Annotated in this window: 9 protein-coding genes and 2 pseudogenes; 6 read left to right on the forward strand and 5 right to left on the reverse strand. The window is 62.4% G+C overall.

Annotation, left to right across the window (positions count from 1 at the left end; translation table 11 throughout):
* Positions 1–10 precede the first annotated feature (10 nt).
* A complete protein-coding gene (locus tag ACF8GB_RS02815) occupies positions 11–280 on the forward strand; it encodes an IS66 family transposase zinc-finger binding domain-containing protein (RefSeq protein ID WP_256675192.1) in 270 nt (89 codons plus the stop codon).
* 33 nt (positions 281–313) lie between these two features.
* Positions 314–565, forward strand: a pseudogene (locus ACF8GB_RS02820) (transposase); the annotation flags it as partial.
* Positions 566–734: 169 nt separating this feature from the next.
* On the opposite strand, the pseudogene tnpC reads toward ACF8GB_RS02820, so the two are convergent.
* Positions 735–2,266 (reverse strand): annotated as a pseudogene (tnpC, locus tag ACF8GB_RS02825) (IS66 family transposase).
* Between the two features lie 18 nt (positions 2,267–2,284).
* Complete coding sequence (tnpB, locus tag ACF8GB_RS02830; protein ID WP_058604829.1) at positions 2,285–2,644, reverse strand: IS66 family insertion sequence element accessory protein TnpB; 360 nt, start codon at positions 2,642–2,644, stop codon at positions 2,285–2,287.
* 1,899 nt (positions 2,645–4,543) lie between these two features.
* On the opposite strand from tnpB, the gene ACF8GB_RS02835 reads away from it, so the two are divergent.
* Positions 4,544–5,248: an ATP-binding cassette domain-containing protein gene (locus ACF8GB_RS02835; RefSeq protein WP_078478845.1), complete on the forward strand. Its 705-nt coding sequence runs from the start codon at positions 4,544–4,546 to the stop codon at positions 5,246–5,248.
* Positions 5,249–5,457: 209 nt separating this feature from the next.
* Here ACF8GB_RS02835 and ACF8GB_RS02840 read toward each other — a convergent pair whose 3' ends face one another.
* Positions 5,458–18,408 (reverse strand): non-ribosomal peptide synthetase, encoded by a 12,951-nt coding sequence (locus ACF8GB_RS02840; protein ID WP_392526515.1) that lies wholly within the window; start codon positions 18,406–18,408, stop codon positions 5,458–5,460.
* A gap of 352 nt (positions 18,409–18,760) precedes the next feature.
* Here ACF8GB_RS02840 and ACF8GB_RS02845 point away from each other — a divergent pair, with 352 nt between their 5' ends.
* Positions 18,761–19,282 carry an RNA polymerase factor sigma-70 gene (locus ACF8GB_RS02845; protein WP_058604825.1) on the forward strand — a complete coding sequence of 174 codons (522 nt, stop codon included), beginning with the start codon at positions 18,761–18,763 and terminating at the stop codon, positions 19,280–19,282.
* Between the two features lie 198 nt (positions 19,283–19,480).
* On the opposite strand, the gene ACF8GB_RS02850 is transcribed toward ACF8GB_RS02845, so the two are convergent.
* On the reverse strand, positions 19,481–20,494 hold the full coding sequence (locus tag ACF8GB_RS02850) for a GNAT family N-acetyltransferase (protein WP_392526516.1): 1,014 nt from the start codon (positions 20,492–20,494) through the stop codon (positions 19,481–19,483).
* Positions 20,495–20,579: 85 nt separating this feature from the next.
* The gene (locus ACF8GB_RS02855) at positions 20,580–21,380 is read right to left on the reverse strand and encodes an ABC transporter substrate-binding protein (protein ID WP_058638574.1); all 801 of its coding nucleotides are present in this window, start codon (positions 21,378–21,380) and stop codon (positions 20,580–20,582) included.
* A 170-nt stretch (positions 21,381–21,550) separates the two neighbouring features.
* On the opposite strand from ACF8GB_RS02855, the gene ACF8GB_RS02860 reads away from it, so the two are divergent.
* Positions 21,551–22,096: an exonuclease domain-containing protein gene (locus ACF8GB_RS02860; protein ID WP_058638573.1), complete on the forward strand. Its 546-nt coding sequence runs from the start codon at positions 21,551–21,553 to the stop codon at positions 22,094–22,096.
* A gap of 90 nt (positions 22,097–22,186) precedes the next feature.
* Positions 22,187–22,471 (forward strand): pyrimidine/purine nucleoside phosphorylase, encoded by a 285-nt coding sequence (locus ACF8GB_RS02865; RefSeq protein ID WP_058604821.1) that lies wholly within the window; start codon positions 22,187–22,189, stop codon positions 22,469–22,471.
* The last annotated feature ends 69 nt before the right edge of the window (positions 22,472–22,540 follow it).

A 22,540-nucleotide genomic window follows, 5' to 3' on the forward strand; every position in this document is an offset into this window, starting at 1 on the left:
CACCCACTGCATGAGAGCTGCCAACCGTACTAACCGCAACAGATTTGGGTGCCGCAAGCATGCCATCCGTGATGAGTTCAGGGAACAGCTCGAAATCGTTCCGATGCAGATCTGTGTGATCAAGCACATCCGTAAGATTTACGGTTGCCGTGACTTCGAAGCCGCACCAGTGACAGTCGATAAGCCAGCTCAATTGATCCAGAAGAGCTTGGCCAGCTTCAGCGTACTGGCCATGCTGCTGACCACTAAAGTACATCGATGGTCTACCCCTTCATTGTGACCACAAGGTACTGGGCCGCCAGGGCATCGATATTCCAAGGCACACGTTGGCGCGTTGAGTCATCCAGTGCAGGAACACTTCCAGCCGCTGCTGAACGTGATGCGCGACAGTTTGCTGGCCAGCCAGGTCATCGACTGCGACGAAACCCGTATTCAGGTATCGGAAGAGTCTGACAGTGAGCCACGCAGTCAACACTGGATGTGGGTACAAACGGGTAGCCTGCCAAGCAGGGGCTTGGCTGCGCCACGCACTGGAACAGCTAACGCATGCGTCGACAGTTGGTGACTACGAATCGCTGTTGCCGTGGAACTGTGAGCCCGTAATGCCACGATATACTGAAACCTCACCTTGCGGGCAGGTGGGGTTCATGGACCGGCGCAGTGAACACGCTTGAGAAAGGTGAAGACGGGTAAGCGCTCCATAAACCCCACCTACTCAAAGATGGGGCGGTGCGTCAGCGATGCCCTTGACGCACGCAATTCCACGGCAGCAGGGCTTCGTAATTCTCCACCGAGGACGCCTGCGGCAGCTGTTCCAATGCGTGGCGCAGCCACGCATTGGGCTCTTGGCCGTTGGCTTTGGCGGTTTCGACCAGGCTGTAAAGCTGGGCGCTGGCAGAGGCACCTTTGGGCGTGTCACTCAAGAGCCAGTTCTTTCTACCGATGACAAACGGGCGAATGGCGCGCTCGGCAGCGTTTTTGTCGATCGGCAAGTATCCGTGTTCGACGTAGCGTTCCAATTTGCTCCAATTGCTGGCCAAGTAGCCGATAGCTTTGCCCAAGGCATTCTGCGATGTCACCTGAGGTTGCGTTTTCTCGACCCAGCTTTTCAGCTGAGTCAGCAATGGCAAACTGCGCTCCACGCGGGCAGCTTTACGAACTTCATCGCTGCTGTCCTTCAAGTCGCGCTCGACGCCATAGAGCTTGTTGATCAGGTTCAACGCGATGTCAGCGCATCCGGTCTTGCCCTTGGGCTGTACTTTTTGTGCCTCAACGAACTTGCGCCGCGCATGTGCCCAGCAGCCTAGGCGCTCAACGCCATCCTGCGCTCCGAGAGCGTTGTAGCCAGCATAATCATCGGTCATCACATAGCCGCGATACCCGTCCAGCAGGCGCGTCGGTACCTCCTGCGCTCGGATGGTGGAGTAGTCGAAAAGGATGACTGACTTATCGGGCGGGCCGCCAATTTGTACCCACATCCAGGATTGGCTACCCGGTTCGCGGTCAAGCTCTATCAATACCTGTACCCGAGTCTCATCGCAATGAATGATGCAGCTATTCAACAAGCTGTCGCGCATCAGATTCAGCAGCGGCTGAAAGTGCTCGCCGCACTGGCTGACCCAACGTGCCAAGGTTTGACGCGAGATATCGATGCCGTGACGACCGAGCACTTTCTCGAAGCGATGAAGTGGCAGGCCGTCCACGTATTTGGTGGTCAACAACATCGCCAGCACGCTGGGGCTGGCCATGCTTTTTTCGATCATCTGAGCGGGTTTATCCGCAGTCACCGGCGCTGACTCGCAGTCGCGGCAGCCGTAAACCTTGCGGATGTGCTTGATGACCCGGATCTGCATTGGGACAATTTCGAGTTGCTCGCTGACTTCTTCGCCAATGGCGTGCTTGCGGCAGCCGCACGCACACGTCAGCTCGTGCTCAGGCAGTTCATGGAAGACCTCGACACGCGGCAGATCACTGGGCAGTGGCTTGCGTTTGCCGCGGCGCTTGCTCGGTGCAACAACTTCTTCATCAGAAGCCTCGTCAGCCGGCTCTGCCAGGCTTTCTGCTTCGTCAAAGAAAGGGAATTGGGGCGTAGCCGAATCGTTGGTCTGCTTTGTCTTACGGCCGAATAACCGCTGGCGGAGCAGCGCCACCTCTTCTTCCAGATGAACGATTTGCCCTTATCAGACGCGCGCTCATTGATCATTTGCTCAAGCAGTTGCTTGAGCAAAACCGGATCGTCAGGGAGGGTGTCGGGCATGGAAATCATGCCGCGGATTATACCGAATCAGGCGACGTAGCGAGGCGTCAGAACTTGATGTGGGCGGTTGCGCCAGAGGTCGAAGCCGTCGAGTAGCCAGTTGAGTTCCTGGACGGTCAGGATAATGGCCTTGTCGGTGGGGTCAGGCGATGTTTTGAAGCGCTCCGAGTCGAGGCGCTTGAGCCAAAGGCAGAAGCCGTTTCGCTCCCAGTATAAGATCTTCACGCGGTTTCGCGTTTTGTTGAGAAACACGAAGAGCACGGGGTCGACCAACGCCACTTTGATGTCCAGTTCGACCAGTGCGGCCAGACCGTCAATGGACTTTCGAAAGTCGACTGGCTTGGGATAGAGGAAGACTTTTTCGACTTTGGCGTCGGGACACATCATGGCGCGCGGGCTCCAGAAAGAAATCGGGAGCACAGCATCCGGGATCAGCTAAGCGCTTTGAATGTGGGGTTCGTGGAGCGCTTACTCAACACGGACGTCCGTTGAAGAATCAAGGAATTTAACCTAACCAGATGTCGAGTAGCCGGGCGCAATTGAGCGGAATGAACCAAGAGATATTTACAATTTGAAACGATTTGAAAGGCAATTTCCCTCCCCCTTCGTACCAGTTCTATTTATCTGAAAACCGAACCATCAGACGTAGCAAACCAATAGTTCCGACTACGAAAAAGGCAATGAGCTACTTCCAACGAAAACTTTTCCCACAAGTTGAGTGCTCCATGACCCATCACTAGGAATACCCTCTCAGAAGCATCCTACTTCCCGAGAATTTTTTAAAGCACTATCCAGCCTGAATAAGAGAGAATAATAAAATATAAATTTTGACATTGCTGAATATTCTGACTAAACCCAGTTGACCCCGACTTCCGGGGCATTCTTAGGAGTTGTTATGGATACTCAATTTGGTTTTCTCTGGTCAGCCTCAAGGGTGAAACAGGCTGTGATATGGAAGCCGAGTTCTTCGGTGATTCAGGCGGCGCGGGTGGCTGTGGCGGGAGCGGTGTAGACCCTGGTCAGGATTTACCGACTATCAAGTGACGCAGGCTTTAAACCTCAATCATGGGCTGTTTATACCTCTGTGCGTACAATTCATAGGGTGAATCATGAATCACTATAATGAAATACATTTTCAGTTACTGCCCGATTTTGAATTTCATAGACCTGCTGCGGTTAAGCATCTTCCTACACCGTAGAATGCGGGAGTCGTTGGCGTACGAATGGCTCAAGCGCCGGTTGGAACAGCGAGGTGGTCAAAGCTGCAACTGGCGAGCATTTAGAGCGTAAGCACTTTTATCTGGACATTGCGGTCAGCGATAAAAATCCAATCAGTCAAGGGCTGTATCCAAATGAGACCGCTGCGCTGACTTCAGCATTAGCTCAAACCGCAAAAAATAGCTCAAAGACCGAAATATCCTCGCACCTATTTGACAGGACAGAGGTGTATCGAATCGTTGACCTCTCTCGCTGCTCGATACCTACAGCCCTCATCACACTAAACTCATGCACAGACATTGATGATAATACGATGGTACCTTTCCCATGACAGCAAAAAAAAAACACAACAAAACACACATCGGTCAGGCTTTTCCATATCTCCCTGATCCTTATAAAAGAGCACATCAGAGATACTTCCAGCTTTTTATGGACTTCAGCTGCACCCTGCATACTTTATTTCATTGTGGTCCAAACCTCAAACTTACCCTATCTGAAACAAGCGGGTTGGTTCTATGCCTACATATCTGCCAACGTCGCCTTTTTTGGATTCAGTTTTTACTTAATCGGCAGGAGAGAGAGCGGCTTTACCCGTTCATTTATTTATCGAAAGGAGCCGATGCTATATTTTCTTACCGCTCAAATGATCAGCTATGCGCTGATGAGCTTAGTTTACGCATCGCTATTCTATTTAATCACCAAACCGTTACATGGCTCATACTCACTACAAGAATACACGTTCATCCTTGCATGTTTTTCAACAAGTTATCTCGGGTTCACACTCATCGGCTTGATAATAGCCTCTCTCCCCCTCACGTTCAGCACGGCCGGCACCCTTTTCTCGCTTCTGTCATTCCTCATGCTCGTCTCGAGCTATCTCGGCGCTGCCACCGTTGAGTCCCAGCACCCTCTAGTCATGCTCCTTAACCCACTAATTGTGAGCACCCAGCTTTTTCACGGCGACCTTGCTCTCGGAATGGTCTTCCCACCCTTATTCATGCTGTCCATCACAGCGCTCTACCTGACAGCCAAGCATTCTAGAATTCAACCGGTTTGGAGCCGTTACTGATGCGCCTACTGACCCTCACCGAACTTTCCTTCTCGTACCAAAAAAGGCTTTTGTTTCACAAGATAAATATCGACTTATCGCCCGGCGAAGCAGTGGGCATTCTAGGCTGCAACGGTGCCGGAAAGACCACACTGTTCGACATTATCAGTGGACTTCGGTATCCGACGGGTGGCGTGATTTGCAATAATGCTCGTCACCCCACCTACCTGACTCAGATCCTTACACCGCCTCCACAGCTTCGAATGGGGGAGGTTTACAAACTCATTACGCTTTTAAATATGCCAACATTGCTAAGCATTGATCAGGCCATCGTGCGCCTTGATGGGTGGTCTCCCGCATTGGGCCGGCGCTTTTCAGAGATTGCACAAAAAAAGGCGTCCAAATGCAGTTACGGGGAAGTGCGCAGCTTCATCAGCTTGACGCTCTTGTTGACGGGCAGTGACTTGATCATGCTCGACGAGCCGACCGCGGGGGTAGACCCTGAATTTCGGCATTATATTTGGTTGGGCATCAAGAGCGCCTGCCGTGAGGGCGCCAGCGTCATGATATCGTCCCATTACACACAGGAAATCGTAGATAACTGCACCCGCTTTTACATGCTCGCCCATCAACAACTTCAGGCATTCGATAACGCAGATCAATTGCTTGCTCGGTACCAGGCCAACTCACTGGATGAGGCGTTTATAAAGGCGCTAGCTGTATGATCGGTCACGCAAGTCGTTATCACAGGCGCAGTGAACACGCTTGAGAAAGGTGAAGACGGCAGCTTGCGAGGCCCCCCTTGAGCCGCGACCCGAGCGAGCCAGCTCATGTCCTTGGGGCTGCGCAGCAGCCCCAAGGATTTCAGCCCCGCCAATCATCCGGCCTCGTTAGCCCTTGAACGAACGGGCGATTACCCATCGCCCGCCGCCCCTCACAACCCTTCCAACTCCGCCATCAAGTCACTCAACCGGTCCACCTTGTCTTCATCCAGGGCGCTGCCCTGCAGTCCCTCCACGTACACGGCCAATTCCGCCACCGTGCTGCACTCAAACATCGCCCGCAATGGCACGTTCAGCTGAAGTTGCTTCTGCACCCGCGAGGCGATCTGGGTGGCCAGTAGCGAGTGCCCGCCCAGTTCGAAGAAGTTGTCGTGTACGCCAACCCGGTCGGCCTTGAGCACCTCGGCCCAGATACCGGCCAGCAGGCCTTCGAGCTCGCTGCGCGGTGCCTGATAGGCCTGGCTGTGCTGGTTGCCGATGTCGACGGCAGGCAGGGCCTTGCGGTCGAGCTTGCCGTTGGCGTTGTGAGGCAAGGCTTCGAGCCAGGCCCAATGCAGGGGCACCATGTACTCGGGCAGCTCGGCGCGCAGGCGTGCCTTGAGCTGAGCGAGCACGGTGTCGTCGCCCTTTAGCCCGTGGTGCGGCACCAGATAACCCACCAGATGCTTGCCGTTGACACCATCCTGCACGGCCACCGCTGCATCGCGGACCTGCGGCTGCTCGTGCAGCCGGGCTTCGATTTCACCCAGTTCGATACGATAACCGCGAATCTTCACCTGGTGATCGACACGGCCCACGTACTCGAACACCCCGTCAGGTCGCTGGCGGGCCAGGTCGCCGGTGCGGTACACACGCTCGCCGGGTGCACCGTAAGGGTGGGGAATGAACGCCAATGCCGTGCGTGCCGGGTCGCCCACGTAGCCTCGCCCCACGCCCGTACCCGCCACGCACAACTCACCCACGGCGCCCAGCGGCACCAGTTGCTGTTCATCGCCCAGCAGGTACAGCCGGTTATTGTCGGTCGGGGTGCCGATGGGCAAGTAGCTGCCCTGGGTGGAGGCGGCATCGACACGGAAGAACGCCACGTCATCCGAGCATTCCGCTGGCCCGTAGGCGTTGACCAGGCCGATCCGTGGGTAACGCTGCAACCACTGCGCCGCCAACTCCGGTGGCATGGCCTCGCCGGTTGGCAGCATCCAGCGCAGGCCGTCCAGCGCCTGGTGTTCGTTGGCAAGCATGCCCTGGATCAGCGATGGCACGCTCTCAAGGACGGTGATGCCGGTGGCCTGAACATGGGTGAGCAGGCCCTGGGGATCGTGGGCAATGGCGTTGGGCACGATTTCGACCCGGGCGCCGAACAGCGGCGCGGCCAGGAACTGCCACACCGAAATGTCGAAGCTCTGCGATGCCGTCTGCGCGATGACATCGTGTTCGGTCAGCGCCAGGTAGGGCACCTTGCTCAGTTGGTTGTTGAGCATGCCGCGCTGTTCCACCATCACGCCCTTGGGTAAGCCGGTGGAGCCTGAGGTGTAGATCACATAGGCGAGGTTATCCGGGCCGCTGTAGACCTCAGGGTTGTGGCTGGCCGTGGTGCAGGTCTGGACGGTTTCCCACACCAGCAACTGGGGGCGTACGGCAGGGTCCATGGCTTGCAGCAAGGCCTGCCCCTGCTCGGCGCAGGCCGCGCTGCACACCAGCACTGGCGCGCGGCTGAGCTCAAGAATGCTTTGCAGGCGCGCAGTAGGCAGGCCTGGGTCCAGCGGCAGGTAACCGGCACAGGCCTTGAAGCTGCCCACGATCATGCCCAGCAGTGGCAAACCACGATCGGCCAGCAGGGCCACCGGTTGATCCACCCGGACACCCGCCTCGATCAGTGCATGGCCCAGGCGGTTGGCCGCCAGGTTCAGGCCGGCATAGTCGTACTCGGCGTCCAGGCACCGGGCCACGGTACGCTGGGGATGGGCGGCCACGCGCGCCTCGAACTGCGCGACATAGCTGTGCTCCAAGGGATAGGCCCGCTGGGTGTTGTTGCATGTCTGGAGCAAGAAATGCTGTTCCTCGGCGCCCACCAGCGGCAACGCTTGCACTTGTCCGTCGAAGCCCTGGACCAGCGCCAGGAGCAGGCGTTTGAATTCGGCCAGCAAGCGCTCGACCGTTGGGTAGTCGAAGTAGCGCTGGTCGAACGAGAGGTGCAGGCCCAGGTCATCACTTGGGTAACAGACCGCGGTGAGCGGGAAATTGGTGTGGGTGCGGCCTGAGTCGGAGGTGGCATCCAGGTGCTGGGCGTGGTCGAGCACGGCGGTTTCCACCGGGGCGTTCTCGAACACGAACAGGCTGTCGAACAAGGGCTGGCCCTTGGGCAGTTCGCTGCATGCCTGAATGTCCACCAGTGGCAGGTATTCGTACTCGCGCAGTTCCATGTTGCGCTCCAGCAACCCCTGCAACCACTGGCGCACACTGCACCCCTGGCCGGCCGCTGGCAGCTGTACGCGCAGCACCACGCTGTTGATGAACAGGCCGACGGTGCGCTGCATCTGCGGCATGCTCACCGGCCGACCCGCCACGGTCACGCCGAAGGCCACGTCGCGCTCGCCGCTGTAGCGCGCCAGCACCAGGGCCCAGGCTGCCTGGGCGAAGGTGTTGACGGTCAACTGGTGGGCCTGGGCCAGCTCGCGCAGGCGAGCGCCCTCACTGACCGCCAGGCGTGTGTAGCAATCGCCGACGATCATGCCGCTGCCCGCATGCTCATGGCGCAGCGGGCGGTCGCTTGGCAGTGCCGTGGCGCGCTCGAAGCCGGCCAGGTTGGCTTGCCACCAGGCGCGCGCGTCGTCCAGCCCCTGGCGCTGCAGCCAGCCGATGTAGTCGCGGTAGCGCGGCGGCACCGGTAGTTGCGCCTGCCGGCCCTCGCCCAGCGCCTTGTAGATTTCGAAGAAGTCGTTCATCAGCAGCGAGCGGCACCAGGCATCGATGAGGATGTGGTGGTTGCTCATCATGAACCAGTAGCGCGCATCGGCCACACGCACCAGGCGCAGGTGGAACGGCGGCGTATGCAACACGTCGAAGCCGGCTTCGCGCTCCTGCTTGTGCAGGGCTTGCAAGCGAGCCTCCTGGTCGGCGGCGTCCAGGTCGCGCCAGTCCTGGTAATCCATGGCCAGTTGCCCGGGCTTGTGGATGATCTGCAGCATGGCCTCGCCACTGTTCCAGCTGAACGAGGCGCGCAAGGCTTCGTGCCGCGCCACCACCTGTTGCCAGGCCAGGGCGAAGCGCTGGGGGTCGAGTGCGCTGTTGATGCGATAGCGATCCTGCATGTAGTACAGGCCGGTGCCGGGTTCGAGCAGGGTGTGCAGCAGCATGCCTTCCTGCATGGGGGTCAGCGGGTAGACGTCCTCGATCAGGTTGGCTGGCACGGGCAGCGCGTCGATCTGCGCCTGGGTAAGGTGCGCCAGGGGGAAGTCCGAGGGGGTGTAGCTGCCCTGCCCGTCTGCCAGGCAATGGTCGATCAGCGTTATCAGTTCTTGGCGATAGGCGTTTGCCAGTGTGGCGATGGTGTGCGGTTCATAGCGTTCACTGCTGAATGTCCAGCGCAGTTGCAACGCACCGCCGTAGACCTGGCCATCGACACTCAGCCAGTTGGGCAGCGGCGCATCCGGGTCATGGGCCAAGCCCACCGGCGCGTCCACCGGCGTGAACAGCGCGCCGTCGTCGAACTGCTGGTCGAACTGCCCAAGGTAGTTGAAGGTGATGCGCGCTTGCGCCAGGGCCGCCATGTGCTCGCGCGTTGCCGGGTCCGCCAGGTAGCGCAGCACACCGTAGCCAAGGCCCTTGTGCGGCACCTGGCGCAACTGCTCCTTGATGTGCTTGATGGACGCTGCCAGAGCTTGGTCATCATCCCCTGCCAGGGGCGACAGGCTCAACGGGTAGGCATTGGTGAACCAGCCGACGCTGCGGGTCAGATCCATGTCCTCGAACAACCCGTCGCGGCCATGGCCTTCCAACTGCACCAGCGCCTGTGGCTGACCCGTCCACTGGCACAGGGTGCGGGCAAGTGCCGTCAGTAGCAGGTCATTGACCTGGGTGTGGTAGGCCGCAGGCGCCTGCTGCAGCAACTGGCGGGTCTGCTGCGCATCCAGGCTGATGGTCACGGTACGGGCATGACGCTGCAAGTTGCCGCCTTGTGGATGATCGCAGGGCAGCTCATGGCGTACCTCGCCCACTTGCGCCTGCCACCTGCCCAGCTCATCACGCAGCGAATCGCTGCTGGCATAGGCGGCCAGCCGCGCCGCCCAATCACCTGGGGCATGGGTCTTGGCCGGCAGGGCCTGGCCTCGGTACACCGCCTGCAGGTCTTCGAGCAGGATGCGCCAGGAAACGCCGTCGACCACCACGTGATGGATGGCCAATGCCAGGCGTTGCTCACCCTCCCCGTCACTCACCAGCAAGCCACGGAGCAAAGGACCGCGCTTCAGGTCGAGGCTGCGTTGCAGGTCGGTGTACAGCGCCTGGCAATCGTCCAGGTCGGCGACCGTGGCCGACCACAGCAGCTGTTGATCATCAGGCTGGGCGTACTCACCCTGCCAACGGCCAGCCGCATCGCTGAAACGCAGGCGCAAGCTGTCGTGGTGCTCGACCAGGGCGGCCAGCGCGGTTTGCAGCCGGGTCTCGTCCAGCGGCGTGCGGCATTGCAACAGCACGGCCTGGTTCCAGTGCTGCGGCTGCGCCAAGGCGCTGTCGAAGAACCAGTGCTGGATCGGGGTCAGCTGGGCGATGCCTTGGCGCAGGCCTTGCTCGATGCTGTCGGTGGCCTGCACCGGCTGCACGATGGCCGCCAGGGCCTGGATGGTCTGGTGCTGGAACAGGTCGCGCGGGGTAAATTGCAGGCCGGCCTGTCGCGCGCGGCTGACCACCTGGATCGACAGGATCGAGTCACCGCCCAGCTCGAAGAAATTGTCCTGAACGCCGACCTGATCGACGTTGAGCACCTCGCCCCAGACCTGCGCCAATTGCGCTTGCACCTCATTGGCCGGCGCCTGGTACTGCTGGCGAGCCTGGTCGAGGTCGGGCAGCGGCAAAGCGCGGCGGTCCAGCTTGCCGTTGCCCATCAGCGGCAGGGACTCGAGCAGCACCAGGTGCGCCGGCACCATGTAGTCCGGCAGATGCCGATGGGCATGGGCCTTGACGGCCTCGCGCAGCTGTTGCCGGGCATGGGTGTCGGCAGCTGCGTACGGGCTTACGAGGTAGCCGACCAGTTGCCGTACGCCCTGCATGTCCACGGCGATGACCACCGCTTGATCCACATCGGCATGGGCCTGCAAACGGCTCTCGATCTCACCCAGCTCGATACGGAAGCCGCGAATCTTCACCTGCTGGTCGGCGCGCCCGATGTACTCCACCAGGCCATCCTGGCCCAGGCGCACCAGGTCGCCTGTGCGGTACAGGCGCCCGCCTGTGTGGCTGAAAGGGTCGGCGACGAAGCGTTCGGCGGTGAGGCCGGGGCGATCGTGGTAGCCCTGGGCCAGGCCAGCGCCGCCCACATACAGCTCACCGATGCCACCCTGGGGCAACAGGGCCAGGTCGTCATCGAGGATGTAGGCCGTGCGTTGACCGATCACCCGCCCGATGGGCACGCTGCCCAGGTCGGCCGCCAGCGTTTGCGGGGCCAGGGCGGCCAGCGGCATGACCACGGTTTCGGTGGGGCCATAGGCGTTGAACAGCTGATCAGGGATGAAAGCCTGGCGGATGCGCTGCAGGTGCTCGCCAGTCAATGCCTCGCCCCCGGTGATCACCAGGCGCACCGGCAGGCACTCGCCCTGTAGTGCCAGATGCTGGGCCAACTGACTGCCGTAGCTGGGCGTGAAGCCCAGCACACTGACGTGCTGCTCTCGCACCAGCTGGCAGATCTCGTCGGCGCCCCATTGCCCTTGGGCACGGATGACCACGCGTGCGCCACACAGCAGCGGCACCCATAGCCGTTCGCTGGCCGCGTCGAAATTGATGGAATAGAAATGCAGCTCGCAATCGTCGCTGCGCATGCCGAACGCCTCGATCACCGCCTGGCAATGCATGGTGAACTCGCCATGGCTGACCACCACACCCTTGGGTTTGCCGGTGGAGCCGGAGGTGTAGATCAGATAAGCCGGGTGCTGCGCCAGGCTCACATCGTCCAGCGGCGCCTCGCTGTAGGCGCCCAGCGTCGGCTGATCGTCTTCAAGGCTCCAGCAGGCCAGGCGCTCCGGCAACGGCCCGAGGTCCTGCAGCAAGCGGCGTTGGCCCAGCAGCACGCCGACCTGGCTGTCCTCGATCATGTAGCGCAAGCGGTCCAGCGGGTACTCCGGGTCGAGCGGCACGTAGGCGCCGCCGGCCTTGAGTACAGCCAGCAGGCCGACGACCATGTCCAGCGAACGTTCGAGCGCCACGCCCACCCGCACCTGCGGGCCGACACCGCGTTCGCGCAAGGCACGGGCCAGGCGGTTGGCCTGCTGATCGAGCTCGGCGTAGCTCAGGTGCTGACCGGCGAACGTCAGGGCCCGTGCGTGTGGGTCTTGGGCCGCCTGAGCCGCGAACAGCCCATGCAGCGTATGCCGCGCCGCACTGCTCGGCTCACCACACAGCTGCGCGACCAGCCCCTGCTGTTCGGCACCGCTGAGCATCGGCAGCTCGCACAGGCGTTGCTGCGGCTGATCCAGCAGACCGACCAGCAACTGCTGCCAGTGCGCAGCCATGCGCGCGATGCGTGGCGCGTCGAACAGGTCCTGGCTATAGGTCAGGCAGCAGCCCAGCCGGCCATCGAGGTCCGTGACCTCCAGGTAGAGGTCGAACTTGGTGGCGGCCGCGTCGTTGACCAGGTAGTCCACCTGCATGCCGGCCAGCGTACGGCTTTGCTGGAAGGCCCAGCGCTGCACGTTGCACATCACCTGGAACAGCGGGTTGTAGGCGCTGCTGCGCGGTGGGTGCAAGGCTTCGACCAGTTGTTCGAACGGCAGGTCCTGGTGGGACTGCCCCTCGATGGCTGCCTGGCGCACCTGCTCGAGCACCTGGGCACCGGTCATCTGGCCGTCCAGCTCGCAGCGCAGCACCTGGGTATTGAGGAAAGCACCGATCAGCCCTTCGCTCTCGGGGCGGATGCGGTTGGCCACCGGGGCGCCGATGCGCAGGTCGCGCTGGCCGCTGTAGCGATGCAGCAGCACGGCCAGGGTAGCGGTCATGGTCATGAACAAGGTCAGGCCACGCTGGCTGTTGAAGGCGTGCACGCGCTGAACCAGCGCAGGGTCAAGCTCGAACCTGTAGAGCTCGCCCTTATGGCTTTGCACGGCAGGCCGAGGACGGTCGGTGGGCAGCGCCAGTACCGGGTGCTCCTGGCCGAGGCGCTGTTTCCAGTAGGCCAGCTGGCGAGCGCCCTCACCGCTGTCCAGCCATTGCCGTTGCCATACGCTGTAGTCCAGGTACTGGACGGGCAAAGGTGCCAGCGGCGACTCACGGTCGTCGACGAAGGCTTCGTACAGCTCGCCCAGTTCGCGGGCAAAAATGTCCATGGCCCAGCCTTCGGTGACGATGTGATGCAAGGTGAGCACGAAGACGTGTTCGCGCTCTTGCAGCTTGACCAGGCAGGCACGCAGCAGGGGGCCACTTTCCAGGTCGAAGGCTTGGTGTGCCTGCTGGTCGGCCAACTGTTGCAGGCTGTGCTGGCGAGCAGCGTCGGGCAGTGCGCTGAAATCTTGCCAAGCCAGCTGCAGGTTGCTGTCGTTGGTCACGCACTGGTAAGGCACGCCCTCGATGCTGGGGAAGGTGGTGCGCAGGGTTTCGTGACGCACGATTAGCGCGTGCAACGCCCGCTCGAAGGCATCCACATGCAAGGTGCCGCGCAGGCGCGCCATGCCACCGACGTTGTAGGCCGGGCTGTTGGGCTCCATTTGCCAGAGGAACCACATGCGCTGTTGCGAATAGGAAAGCGGCACCGCCTGACGGCGATCCACGCGCGGGATGTCACCTTGCGCATTGCGTTCACCGCTTGCCTGGATGCGCGCAACTTCGGTACAGAAAGCGCCCAGCTCGCTGGCGTCGAACAAGGCCTTCAACGGTAGTTCGACGTCGCAGGCCTGGCGCGTGCGCGAGACGATTTGCGTCGCCAACAAGGAGTGCCCGCCCAAGGCGAAGAAATCGTCCTGCAAGCCGACCTGGGGCAGGCCCAGCACTTCGCACCAGATGGCCGCGACCTGTCGTTGCAAGGGGCTGTGCGGCTCGATGTGTTCACGTTGCTGCCACACAGGCGCCGGTAATGCCTTGCGATCGACCTTGCCATTCGGGCCGAGCGGCATCTGCGCCAGCCACATGAGCTGTGCCGGCACCATGTAGGCCGGAAGCTGCCCGGCGAGTGCCGCGAGCAGGGCGCTCGATTCGGCGGTGCCACTGTAGTAACCCACCAGTTGTGCACCTACGGTGTCCTGGCGAACCTGCACCACCGCCTGCTCGACGCCGGCCTGGGCCAGCAGGCAGGCCTGCACTTCTTCGGGCTCCACACGGAAGCCGCGGACTTTCACCTGGTGGTCCAGGCGCCCCAGGTACTCGAGCGCCGGGTACTGCACCAACCAGCGCACTCGGTCGCCGCTTCGGTACAGGCGCTGGCCGTTGCCGTCGGGCTGGGGCACGAAGCGCTCGGCCGTCAGGCCAGGGCGGCCCAGGTAGCCACGGGCCAGGCCCGTGCCACCCAAGTACAGCTCGCCGGGTACGCCAGGTACGCTCAAGTGCAGCTCATCGTCCAGCACCTGGCACAGCACATTGCTCAGGGGGCGCCCCATGGGCGAATGCCCACCGTCGCTGGCGGTGCAATGCCAGTGGGTGACGTTGATGGCGGTTTCGGTCGGGCCGTAACGGTTGTGCAGCTGCACCTGTGGCAGCACCTGCAACACCCGATCCCGCAGGGCGGCCGGCAACGCCTCGCCACCAGAGAACAGGCGGCGCAGGCTGCTGCAGCCTGCGGCCAGGGGCTCCTGCACGAACACTTGCAACAGAGGCGGCACGAAATGCAAGGTCGTCACGCCATGGGCCTGCACCAGCGCTGCGATGCGCTGCGGGTCGCGGTGCTCACCGGCACCGGCAAGCAGCAGCTTGCAGCCGATGATCAGCGGCCAGAAACATTCCCACACCGAAACATCGAAACTGATCGGTGCCTTCTGCATCAGCACGTCGTCCGCGCCCAGTGCGTAAGTCGCCTGCATCCACTGCAGCCGCTCGGCGAGCGCCCCATGGGTGTTGCCCACGCCCTTGGGCTGGCCGGTAGAGCCAGAGGTATAGATCACGTAGGCCAGGTTGTCGGCGTCCAGGTGCAGCCGGGGCGGTTGGCTCGGCCAGTTGTCCAGGTGCAGTTGGTCCAGCGCGATCACGCCAACACCCTGCACGTGCGGCAAAGTAGCCAATTGGCTGCTGTGGGTGAGCAGCAGGCCGGCGTCGCAGTCGGCCAGCATGTAGGCCAGACGCTCGGCCGGGTACTCCACGTCCAGGGGCACATAGGCGCCGCCGGCCTTGAGGATGGCCAGCAGGCCTACCAGCAGCTGGGGCGAGCGCTCGATGGCGATGGCCACGCAGGTATCGGGGCCAATGCCCTTGTCGCGCAGGTAATGGGCCAGGCGATTGGCCTGCTGATGCAGTTCGGCGTAGCCGAGGCTGCCGCCCTCCCACACCAGTGCGGTGCGCTGCGGGTGCAGGCGAGCCTGCTCGTTGAGCTGTTCGACCAGCAACTGTGGCGGCTGCGCAGCCGGCGCTTGCCCCCAGCCCAGCAACCGTGCGCGGCTCGCCTCATCCAGCAAAGGTACCTCGCCAATGGGCAGTTGCGGCGTTTCGCAGACGTGCTCGAACAGGCTCAACAGCTGCTGGGCAAGCCGCGCCACCGTGTCCTGCTCGAACAGCGCGCTGGCGTAGTCGAATGCCAGGCGCACACGGCCCTGATGGTCTTCTTCGCTGTGCAGTTGCAGGTCAAATTTGGCTTCCCGGCTGTGCCAGGGCAGTTCTTCGGCCAGCAGGCCCGGCAGGCGTCGCAACGCCGACAGGTCGCGCTGCTGGTGGTTGAACATGACCTGGAACAGGCCTTGTTCCCGGGCCTGGGGCAGCGCCTCGACCAACTGCTCGAACGGCAGGTCCTGGTTGGCCTGTGCCTCCAGGGTGGCCTGGCGCACCTGGCCGAGCAATTCGGCGAACGGCAGCCGGCCATGCACCTGAGCGCGCAGTACCTGGGTATTGATGAAGAAACCCACCAGCCCTTGGCTTTGCAGACGCGAGCGGTTGGCATTGGGCACACCGACGCGGATGTCGGCCTGGCCGGTATAGCGGTGCAGCAGCGCCTGCCAGCCCGCCAGCAGCACCATGAACAGGCTGCAGTGGTGTTGATGTGCCAGGGCCTTGAGGGCCTGGGACAGGTGCGCGGGCACCTTCACGTTCAGGCGTGCGGCGTGCTTGCCACGGTCGCTGGCGCGGGGATGGTCGGTGCACAGGTCCAGGACCGGCGCTGCATCGTCCAGCTGATCGAGCCAGTAGGCGAGCTGACGCTCAGCTGCACCCTCTGCCAACCACGTGCGCTGCCAGTTGCCGTAGTCGGCGTAGCCCAGCCCGAGCGGGGTCAGCTTGGGTTCAAGACCCTGGCAATACGCCGCATAGAGGCGCGCCAGCTCGTCCATGAGCAGGGTGAGCGACCAGCCGTCGGCGGCAATGTGGTGCAGGGTGACCCAAAGCTGGTGATGCTCCTCGTCCAGATGGACCAGCGTCAGGCGCAGCAGCGGACCGTTCTGCAGATCGAACGGCAGGCACGCCTCGACCTCCCGCTGGCTGTCGACCTGCTCAGGCGCTTGCCCCTGCAGGTCGAGCCGCTGAAGGTTCACCGGCAGGTGAGCCAGGATGCGTTGCACTGCCTGGCCGTCGACTTCGCTGAACACCGTGCGCAAGGCTTCGTGGCGGGCCACCAGCGCCTGCAGGGCGGCTTCCAGAGCAGGTTCATCCAGGGCCCCGCGCAGTTGCAGGCCAGCAGGGATGTTGTAGGCAGCCGACTGCGGCTGCAGCTGCCAGAGCAGCCACAGGCGGTTCTGCGCCAGCGACTGGGGCAGTGGCCTGTCGCGGGACAACAGCGCGATGGCCTCTGTTTGCTGGCCTTGGGCAAGGCTTGTGGCAACCGCCTGGGTATAGTCGGCCAGCACCGGGGCCTCGAAAAGGGTGCGCAGGCTCAGCTCGATGCCCAAGGCGTCGGCCAGCGCTGCCGTGACCTGGGTGGCAGCAATGGAGTTGCCGCCCAACAGCATGAAATGGTCGTCCGCCGCCACCGCCTCGACCTTGAGAATGTCGCACCAGAGACGGGCGATTTGCGCCTGCAACCCGTCGCCGGTCATGGCCTGGGTGGCCGGCAAAGCGAGCTGGGGAAAGCGCGCGTAGCAATCGAGGGTGCCATCGTCCATGCGCAGGCGACAGGCCGAGCGCTGGAGTTTGCCGCTGGAGGTCTTGGGCAAGGCACCCGGGTTGAGCAACAGGACCACGGCCGGGGCCTGGCGGCAGGCATCGGCGACGACGTGACGAAGCGTTTTGATCAGTGCCTCGGGGGCTGTCGTCTTCTGCACGTTGCGGCTGATTTCCACCGCCACGCCAATGGCTTGCTCGCCCTCGTGCTCGACGGCGAAGACGGCCACCCTGCCCTTGCGCAGCGCAGGCACCTCACGCTCAAGGGTTTTTTCCAGGTCCTGCGGGTAGAGGTTCTGCCCGCGCACGATGAGCATGTCTTTCAGGCGACCGGTGACGAACACCTCGCCGCCGCGCATGAAACCCAGGTCGCCTGTGCGCAGCCAGCGCTGGCCATCCGCCTCGACGAACGTCTGGGCGCTGGCCTGGGCGTTGCGCCAGTACCCGTGGGCGATGCTTGGCCCGGCGGCCCAGATTTCCCCCACCTGGTTGTCCGCCAGCACCTGGCACTGCCCGGGTTCGACGATGCGTACCGCATGGCCTGGCTGTGGCCAGCCGCAGCTCATCACCACGCTGCCCTCGCCCGGCTCGGCGCGGTTTTCGGCAAAGGCCTGGGCATCGAGCGCCAAGGCGCCGATGCCCTCACCGCGGCGGCTGCCGCTGACGAACAACGTCGCCTCAGCCAGCCCGTAGCTGGCGAAGAAGCTGTGTGGCTTGAAGCCGCAGGCCTGGAAGGTGTCGGCGAAGGTGGCCAGGCTGTCCTGGCGAATCGGCTCGGAGCCCGAGTACGCCACCCGCCAGCGGCTCAGGTCGAGCCCGGCCAGTGAAGCCTTGCTGATCCGCTCGCTGCACAGGCGGTACGCAAAGTCAGGGCCGCCGCTGATGGTGCCGCCGTACTCACTGATGGCCTGCAACCAACGCAGCGGCCGCGCCAGGAAATAACCCGGCGACATCAGCACGCAGGGCACGCCGCTGAAGATCGGCTGCAGCAGGCCGCCGATCAGGCCCATGTCGTGGTAGAGCGGGAGCCAGCTGACGATCACGTCGTCAGGGTTCAGGTCGATACCGAAGCCGTGGCGGATCAGCTGTTCGTTCGCCACCAGGTTGCCGTGGCTGACCTGCACTCCTTTTGGCAGGGCCGTGGAGCCGGACGTGTACTGCAGGAACGCGATGTCATGGGGTTGCAATGCAGGCTCGCGCCAATCCGCCGCCCGTGCGGGATCGAGCCGGTCAACGGCCAGCAGCTCCGGGGCCTGCGCGGCTTGCAGCGCCTCCAGGCCCTGAAGGCTTTCTTGCAATCGCGCGATGGTCAGCAGCAGGCGCGGCTCGGCGTCGTCGATGATCGAAAGCAGGCGCTCCTGATGGTGCTGACGCGCGGACTCCGGAGGGTAGGCCGGCACCGCGATGACGCCGGCATACAGGCAGCCGAAGAACGCCGCCACGTAGTCCGGGCCGCTGGGAAACAACAGCACGGCACGGTCCCCGCATGTGGCCCGCGCCTGCAGCGCGGCGGCGATGGCGCGGGCGCGCTGGTCAAGCGCCTGGTAGGTGAGCACGGCCTGTTCGCCGGGCGCATCGGCCAGAAAGCGCAAGGCGATCTTGTCCGGGCTCTGTACGGCGCGTTGCATCAGGGCCTGGACCAGCGAAGTCGGGAGTTCGAAGGCATGCGTCATGGGTGTTCCTGCCGGTGTCGGGTTGGGCGGGCCGGTGTGGCCACCTGCAGGGGCGGACAGCATCAGCGGCCGGGGATGTACAGAGGGGAACGGATGGCGGGGGGCAGAAATTAACGAAGCGCGGGTCAGGTGGAGAAAGACGGCCATGGCGAGTTAGCCAGGCGCAGCTACAGCCGTGGCGCCATCCTGCGGGTACGCAAGCGGGTCGAGGCGAGACTTAGAACTGAAAGATACAGATACTAATTTAGTTTCGTATTTGACAATCATTATCATTCTGAATAGCTTGTCGCTCGTCCTAGGACGCGTCCTACACCCCAACGCGCTCTTTACCCTTTGCATCCAGGTGATTTCCATGGCGGAACAACTGTCCACAAGTAAGTGCGATTCACCACTGCTCCAAGCTTTCGTAGAAAACCGCAGCATCTTGCTCAAGATTGCCGCTCGCATCACCGGCTGCCGCTCGCGGGCCGAAGATGTGGTGCAGGATGCCTTCTTCAGGCTCGGCAGCGCTCCGCAGATCACCTCTTCGTTCAAGGCGCAGCTGAGCTATCTGTTCCAGATCGTGCGCAATCTGGCCATCGACCATTACCGCAAGCAGGCGATGGAGTTGAAATACGCCGGCAGCGAGGAAGAAGGGCTGAACGTCGTCCTGCAGAACGCCTCGCCCGAAGCCACCCACATCAACCTTGCGGCCCTGGACGACATCGCCCGCGCGCTGAACGACCTGCCGCCACGCACGCGTTATGCATTCGAAATGTACCGCCTGCATGGTGTGCCGCAGAAAGACATCGCCAAGGAGCTGGGCGTCTCCCCTACCCTGGTCAACTTCATGATTCGCGATGCGATGGTGCATTGCAGGAAGATGACGCGGTAGGAACGGCGGGAAGGTGATTGGATGACTCGCTGCGGCATTGCCGGGGCGCCGGACCGGCCCCGATGAGCTGCGCAGCAGCCCCAGAGATGTGAGCATTATAGGTAAATGCCAGGGAGCGGCCTTGCCGGGGCGCATCCGCAAAATCACTGGTTTCAAGTGCGAGGCCAGGTAGTCGTTTGACCGCCTTCAGTACCACACTCAAATCAAAGCACAACGATCAAAAAACCGCTCCCGCCCCAGAATCATCAGCGCAGCCCGCTTGTGCGGGAAGTCGAATTCCTTGTCGCAGTGAAAGCACTGGTCCTGCATGTAGCCGATCATCCGCGCATTGTCGGCACGCGGCTCGGCGACAACGCGCTGGGTGCGCGGGTCGTCCAGGAACAGGTAGTGCACCAGCGCGCAGAGCCAACTGGCGACCTTATGCGGGCCGCGGTGCTGCTGTTCGCCCACCAGCATGTGGATGCCTCGGTCATAATCGTCGGCCTGGTAGAACGGGGCGATGCGGTCTTCCTTGGCCCAATAGGCCTCGAAGTAGGCAAACGGCTGATCATCGAAGCAGCCGATCAGCGTGAGGGTATGGGGGTCCGCTTCGAGCTTGGCCAGGTACTCGCGGTGCTGCGCCAGGCTCCCCCCTTCCTGCCAGAACGCCTCTACCCGCGGCTCGTTCTGCCAGCGGTTGAAGCGCTCAAGGTCGTGCTCGATGTCCAGGGTGCGCAGCGATACCCAGCTGCCCAGCCGCGTATCGAAGCGCCGGTACACTTCGCCTCGTGGCTTGGGTGCTCGCAGCGGGTGTCGTTTACCAGCGGTGATGCGCATCTGTTGCGGGTACACCGCGGCCTGCACATCACCCAGCCACGGCTGAGGCAACTGCCAGAATAAAGCCCGCTCGCACAAGTACTGCCCCGGTTGCTCGCTGCTCACCAACAAGCCAGAAGCCAACGCCTGGGCGGGCACTTCATGCAGCTGCCAGGTCAACGTCTGGCAGGTGGCGTGCTGGGACAACAGCCAGTAGCACGCCGCCCACAGCGCCTGGTAGGGCCGCTGCGAGCAGACGTATTCCACCTGCACCACTGGAGTGCCGTGGGTGTGCACACGCAAGGTGATCAAGGGTCGAGCTTCGAGCGACAGGCACAGCAAACCGTCGCGCTGCTCGGCGCTCAGGCTGCGCCAGCGTGGCGTGTGGGTTGTCTGCAAGGCGGCATCTGAGGGCATGGGCGATACTCGGTGACGTGAAAGGAAGGCTCACTCTGCAAGACGATGCCAGCTCCCCCGGATTTAGCCGCTGCCGTTGACGGGGCTACGGGCGCCCGGCAGTGACCGTGATGCCATAGGGTTCGAAAATGCGCGCCAGCTCGCCCTTCTCGCGCAGCGCCTGCAGCAACCCGGTGAAAGCAGTGGCTGACAACGGCCCACCTGCACGCAGCACGGCATAGTGGTGGTAGACCTGATCGATACGCCCCGATGCCGCCAGCCGGCCCTGACTGGAGGGGTTACGGGCCAGAAAGTCGGTGAGGTACGAGCGCGTCACCAGCGCGATGTCGGCGCGACCGGCCTGCACCATCAGCAGGTTGCTGTCGTGGGAGTAGGTCAAGGTAGCGTTGAAGGCTTTGCGCAGGTAGCTGGGGTCGGGATTGAACCCTGCAAAGGCATAGTGGTAGCCGTTGAACATGGCCAGGCGCTTGCCCTGCAGGTCATCCACATAGTGCGGGTCGGCCAGGCTGCTGGTACGCCCCACGAACACTTCGGCATCTTCAAGGCCCATGTCCACCGCCTCGTGCGGCACCTGCGCCCAACCCCATTGCGGGTTCTCGAACACCGCCATGTCGGTGCGGCCTTGCAGCAGGTCGCCAAAGCGTCGTTGCACCGAGGTGGGCACCAGCACAAAGCGATAACGGGGTTGCGACAGGTTCAGCGCGTCGATCAACTGCGCCAGCAGGCCAGTGCCCGCACCTTGCTCGGGACGCACGGTGTACGGCGGAAAATGAGCAGCCCCAACCCTGACCTCCACCCGCTCCACGGCCCGTGCCGACGGCGCCAGCCAGCAGGCGGCAGAAATAAACAGTGCGGACAGGACCTTGAGGCCGGGCGCTAGGGTCAAAACGAACACTCATCACATGCAAGAACGGAATCCGCTTACGCTAGGCGCTTTCCGGACCCGGCACAACCGCCGGGCCGCGCTCTTTATGCCAAAGCAGGCGGCAAAATGCCAGGGGTGTCGAGTGGCAGGACTTTGGCTACGCTCAAGCAAGATTTGGAAGGGAGCCTGACATGGGCCATTGGTTGGTGATCGACCTGGAAGCGACGACAGACGACGGCGGATGGCCGGTCGCAGACATGGAAGTGATTGAAATCGGCGCGAGCCTGGTGACTGGCGAAGGCCGCGAGGTCGACCATTTTCAGCGTTTCGTGCGGCCACGCAGGCGGCCTCAGCTGACGCCGTTCTGCCGCGAGCTGACCCACATCAGCCAGGCGAACGTGGACTCGGCCGCCCCTTTTACCGAGGTCTGGCCCAGTTTCGAACGGTGGCTGGCGCACCATCATGCGCAGTTGCAGGCCTGGGTGAGCTGGGGCGACTACGACCGTGTGCAATTGCTCCAGGAATGGCGGCAACATGGCCTGGACAGCGCCCTGCGGGCTCTGCCGCACATCAACCTCAAGCAGCGTTTTGCCAAGGCCCGTCACCTGCAGCGTCCCACCGGGCTCAACAGTGCCCTGCACATGGCCGGCATGCACTTTTGCGGCCAGCAGCACCGGGCCTTGGAAGACGCGCGCAACACTGCGCGCCTGCTGCCGTTGAGCCTGCCTAACGGTTGACGGGCGGCGCCTTTCAAAGCGGATGACGGCGCCAGTGGCCTTGGGCATACTGGCCAGCCTTTTTGCCCTCTTCTGTTACTGGAGTCGCCCATGTTCAAGGTCAACGAGTACTTCAACGGCACCGTCAAGTCGATCGCTTTCACTGGCGAAGAAGGCCCGGCCACCGTCGGTGTGATGGCCCCTGGTGAATACGAGTTCGGCACGGCCAAGCGTGAAATCATGCACGTGGTCTCGGGCGCGCTGATCGTGAAGCTGCCAGGCAGCGACGCCTGGGAAACCTTCGCTGCTGGTACCCAGTTCAACGTGCCGGCCGACAGCAAGTTCCAGCTGCAAGTCAAGGTCGAAACGGCCTACCTCTGCGAGTACCGCGACTAAGCCTGCCGCAGGCCGAGTACCTTCACTCGGCCGCATCCCTTGATGAACCACGGATCCGCCCACCGTGCA

This window comes from Pseudomonas sp. xss_4, from assembly GCF_043104125.1.
GTDB classification, from domain to species: domain Bacteria; phylum Pseudomonadota; class Gammaproteobacteria; order Pseudomonadales; family Pseudomonadaceae; genus Aquipseudomonas; species Aquipseudomonas parafulva_B.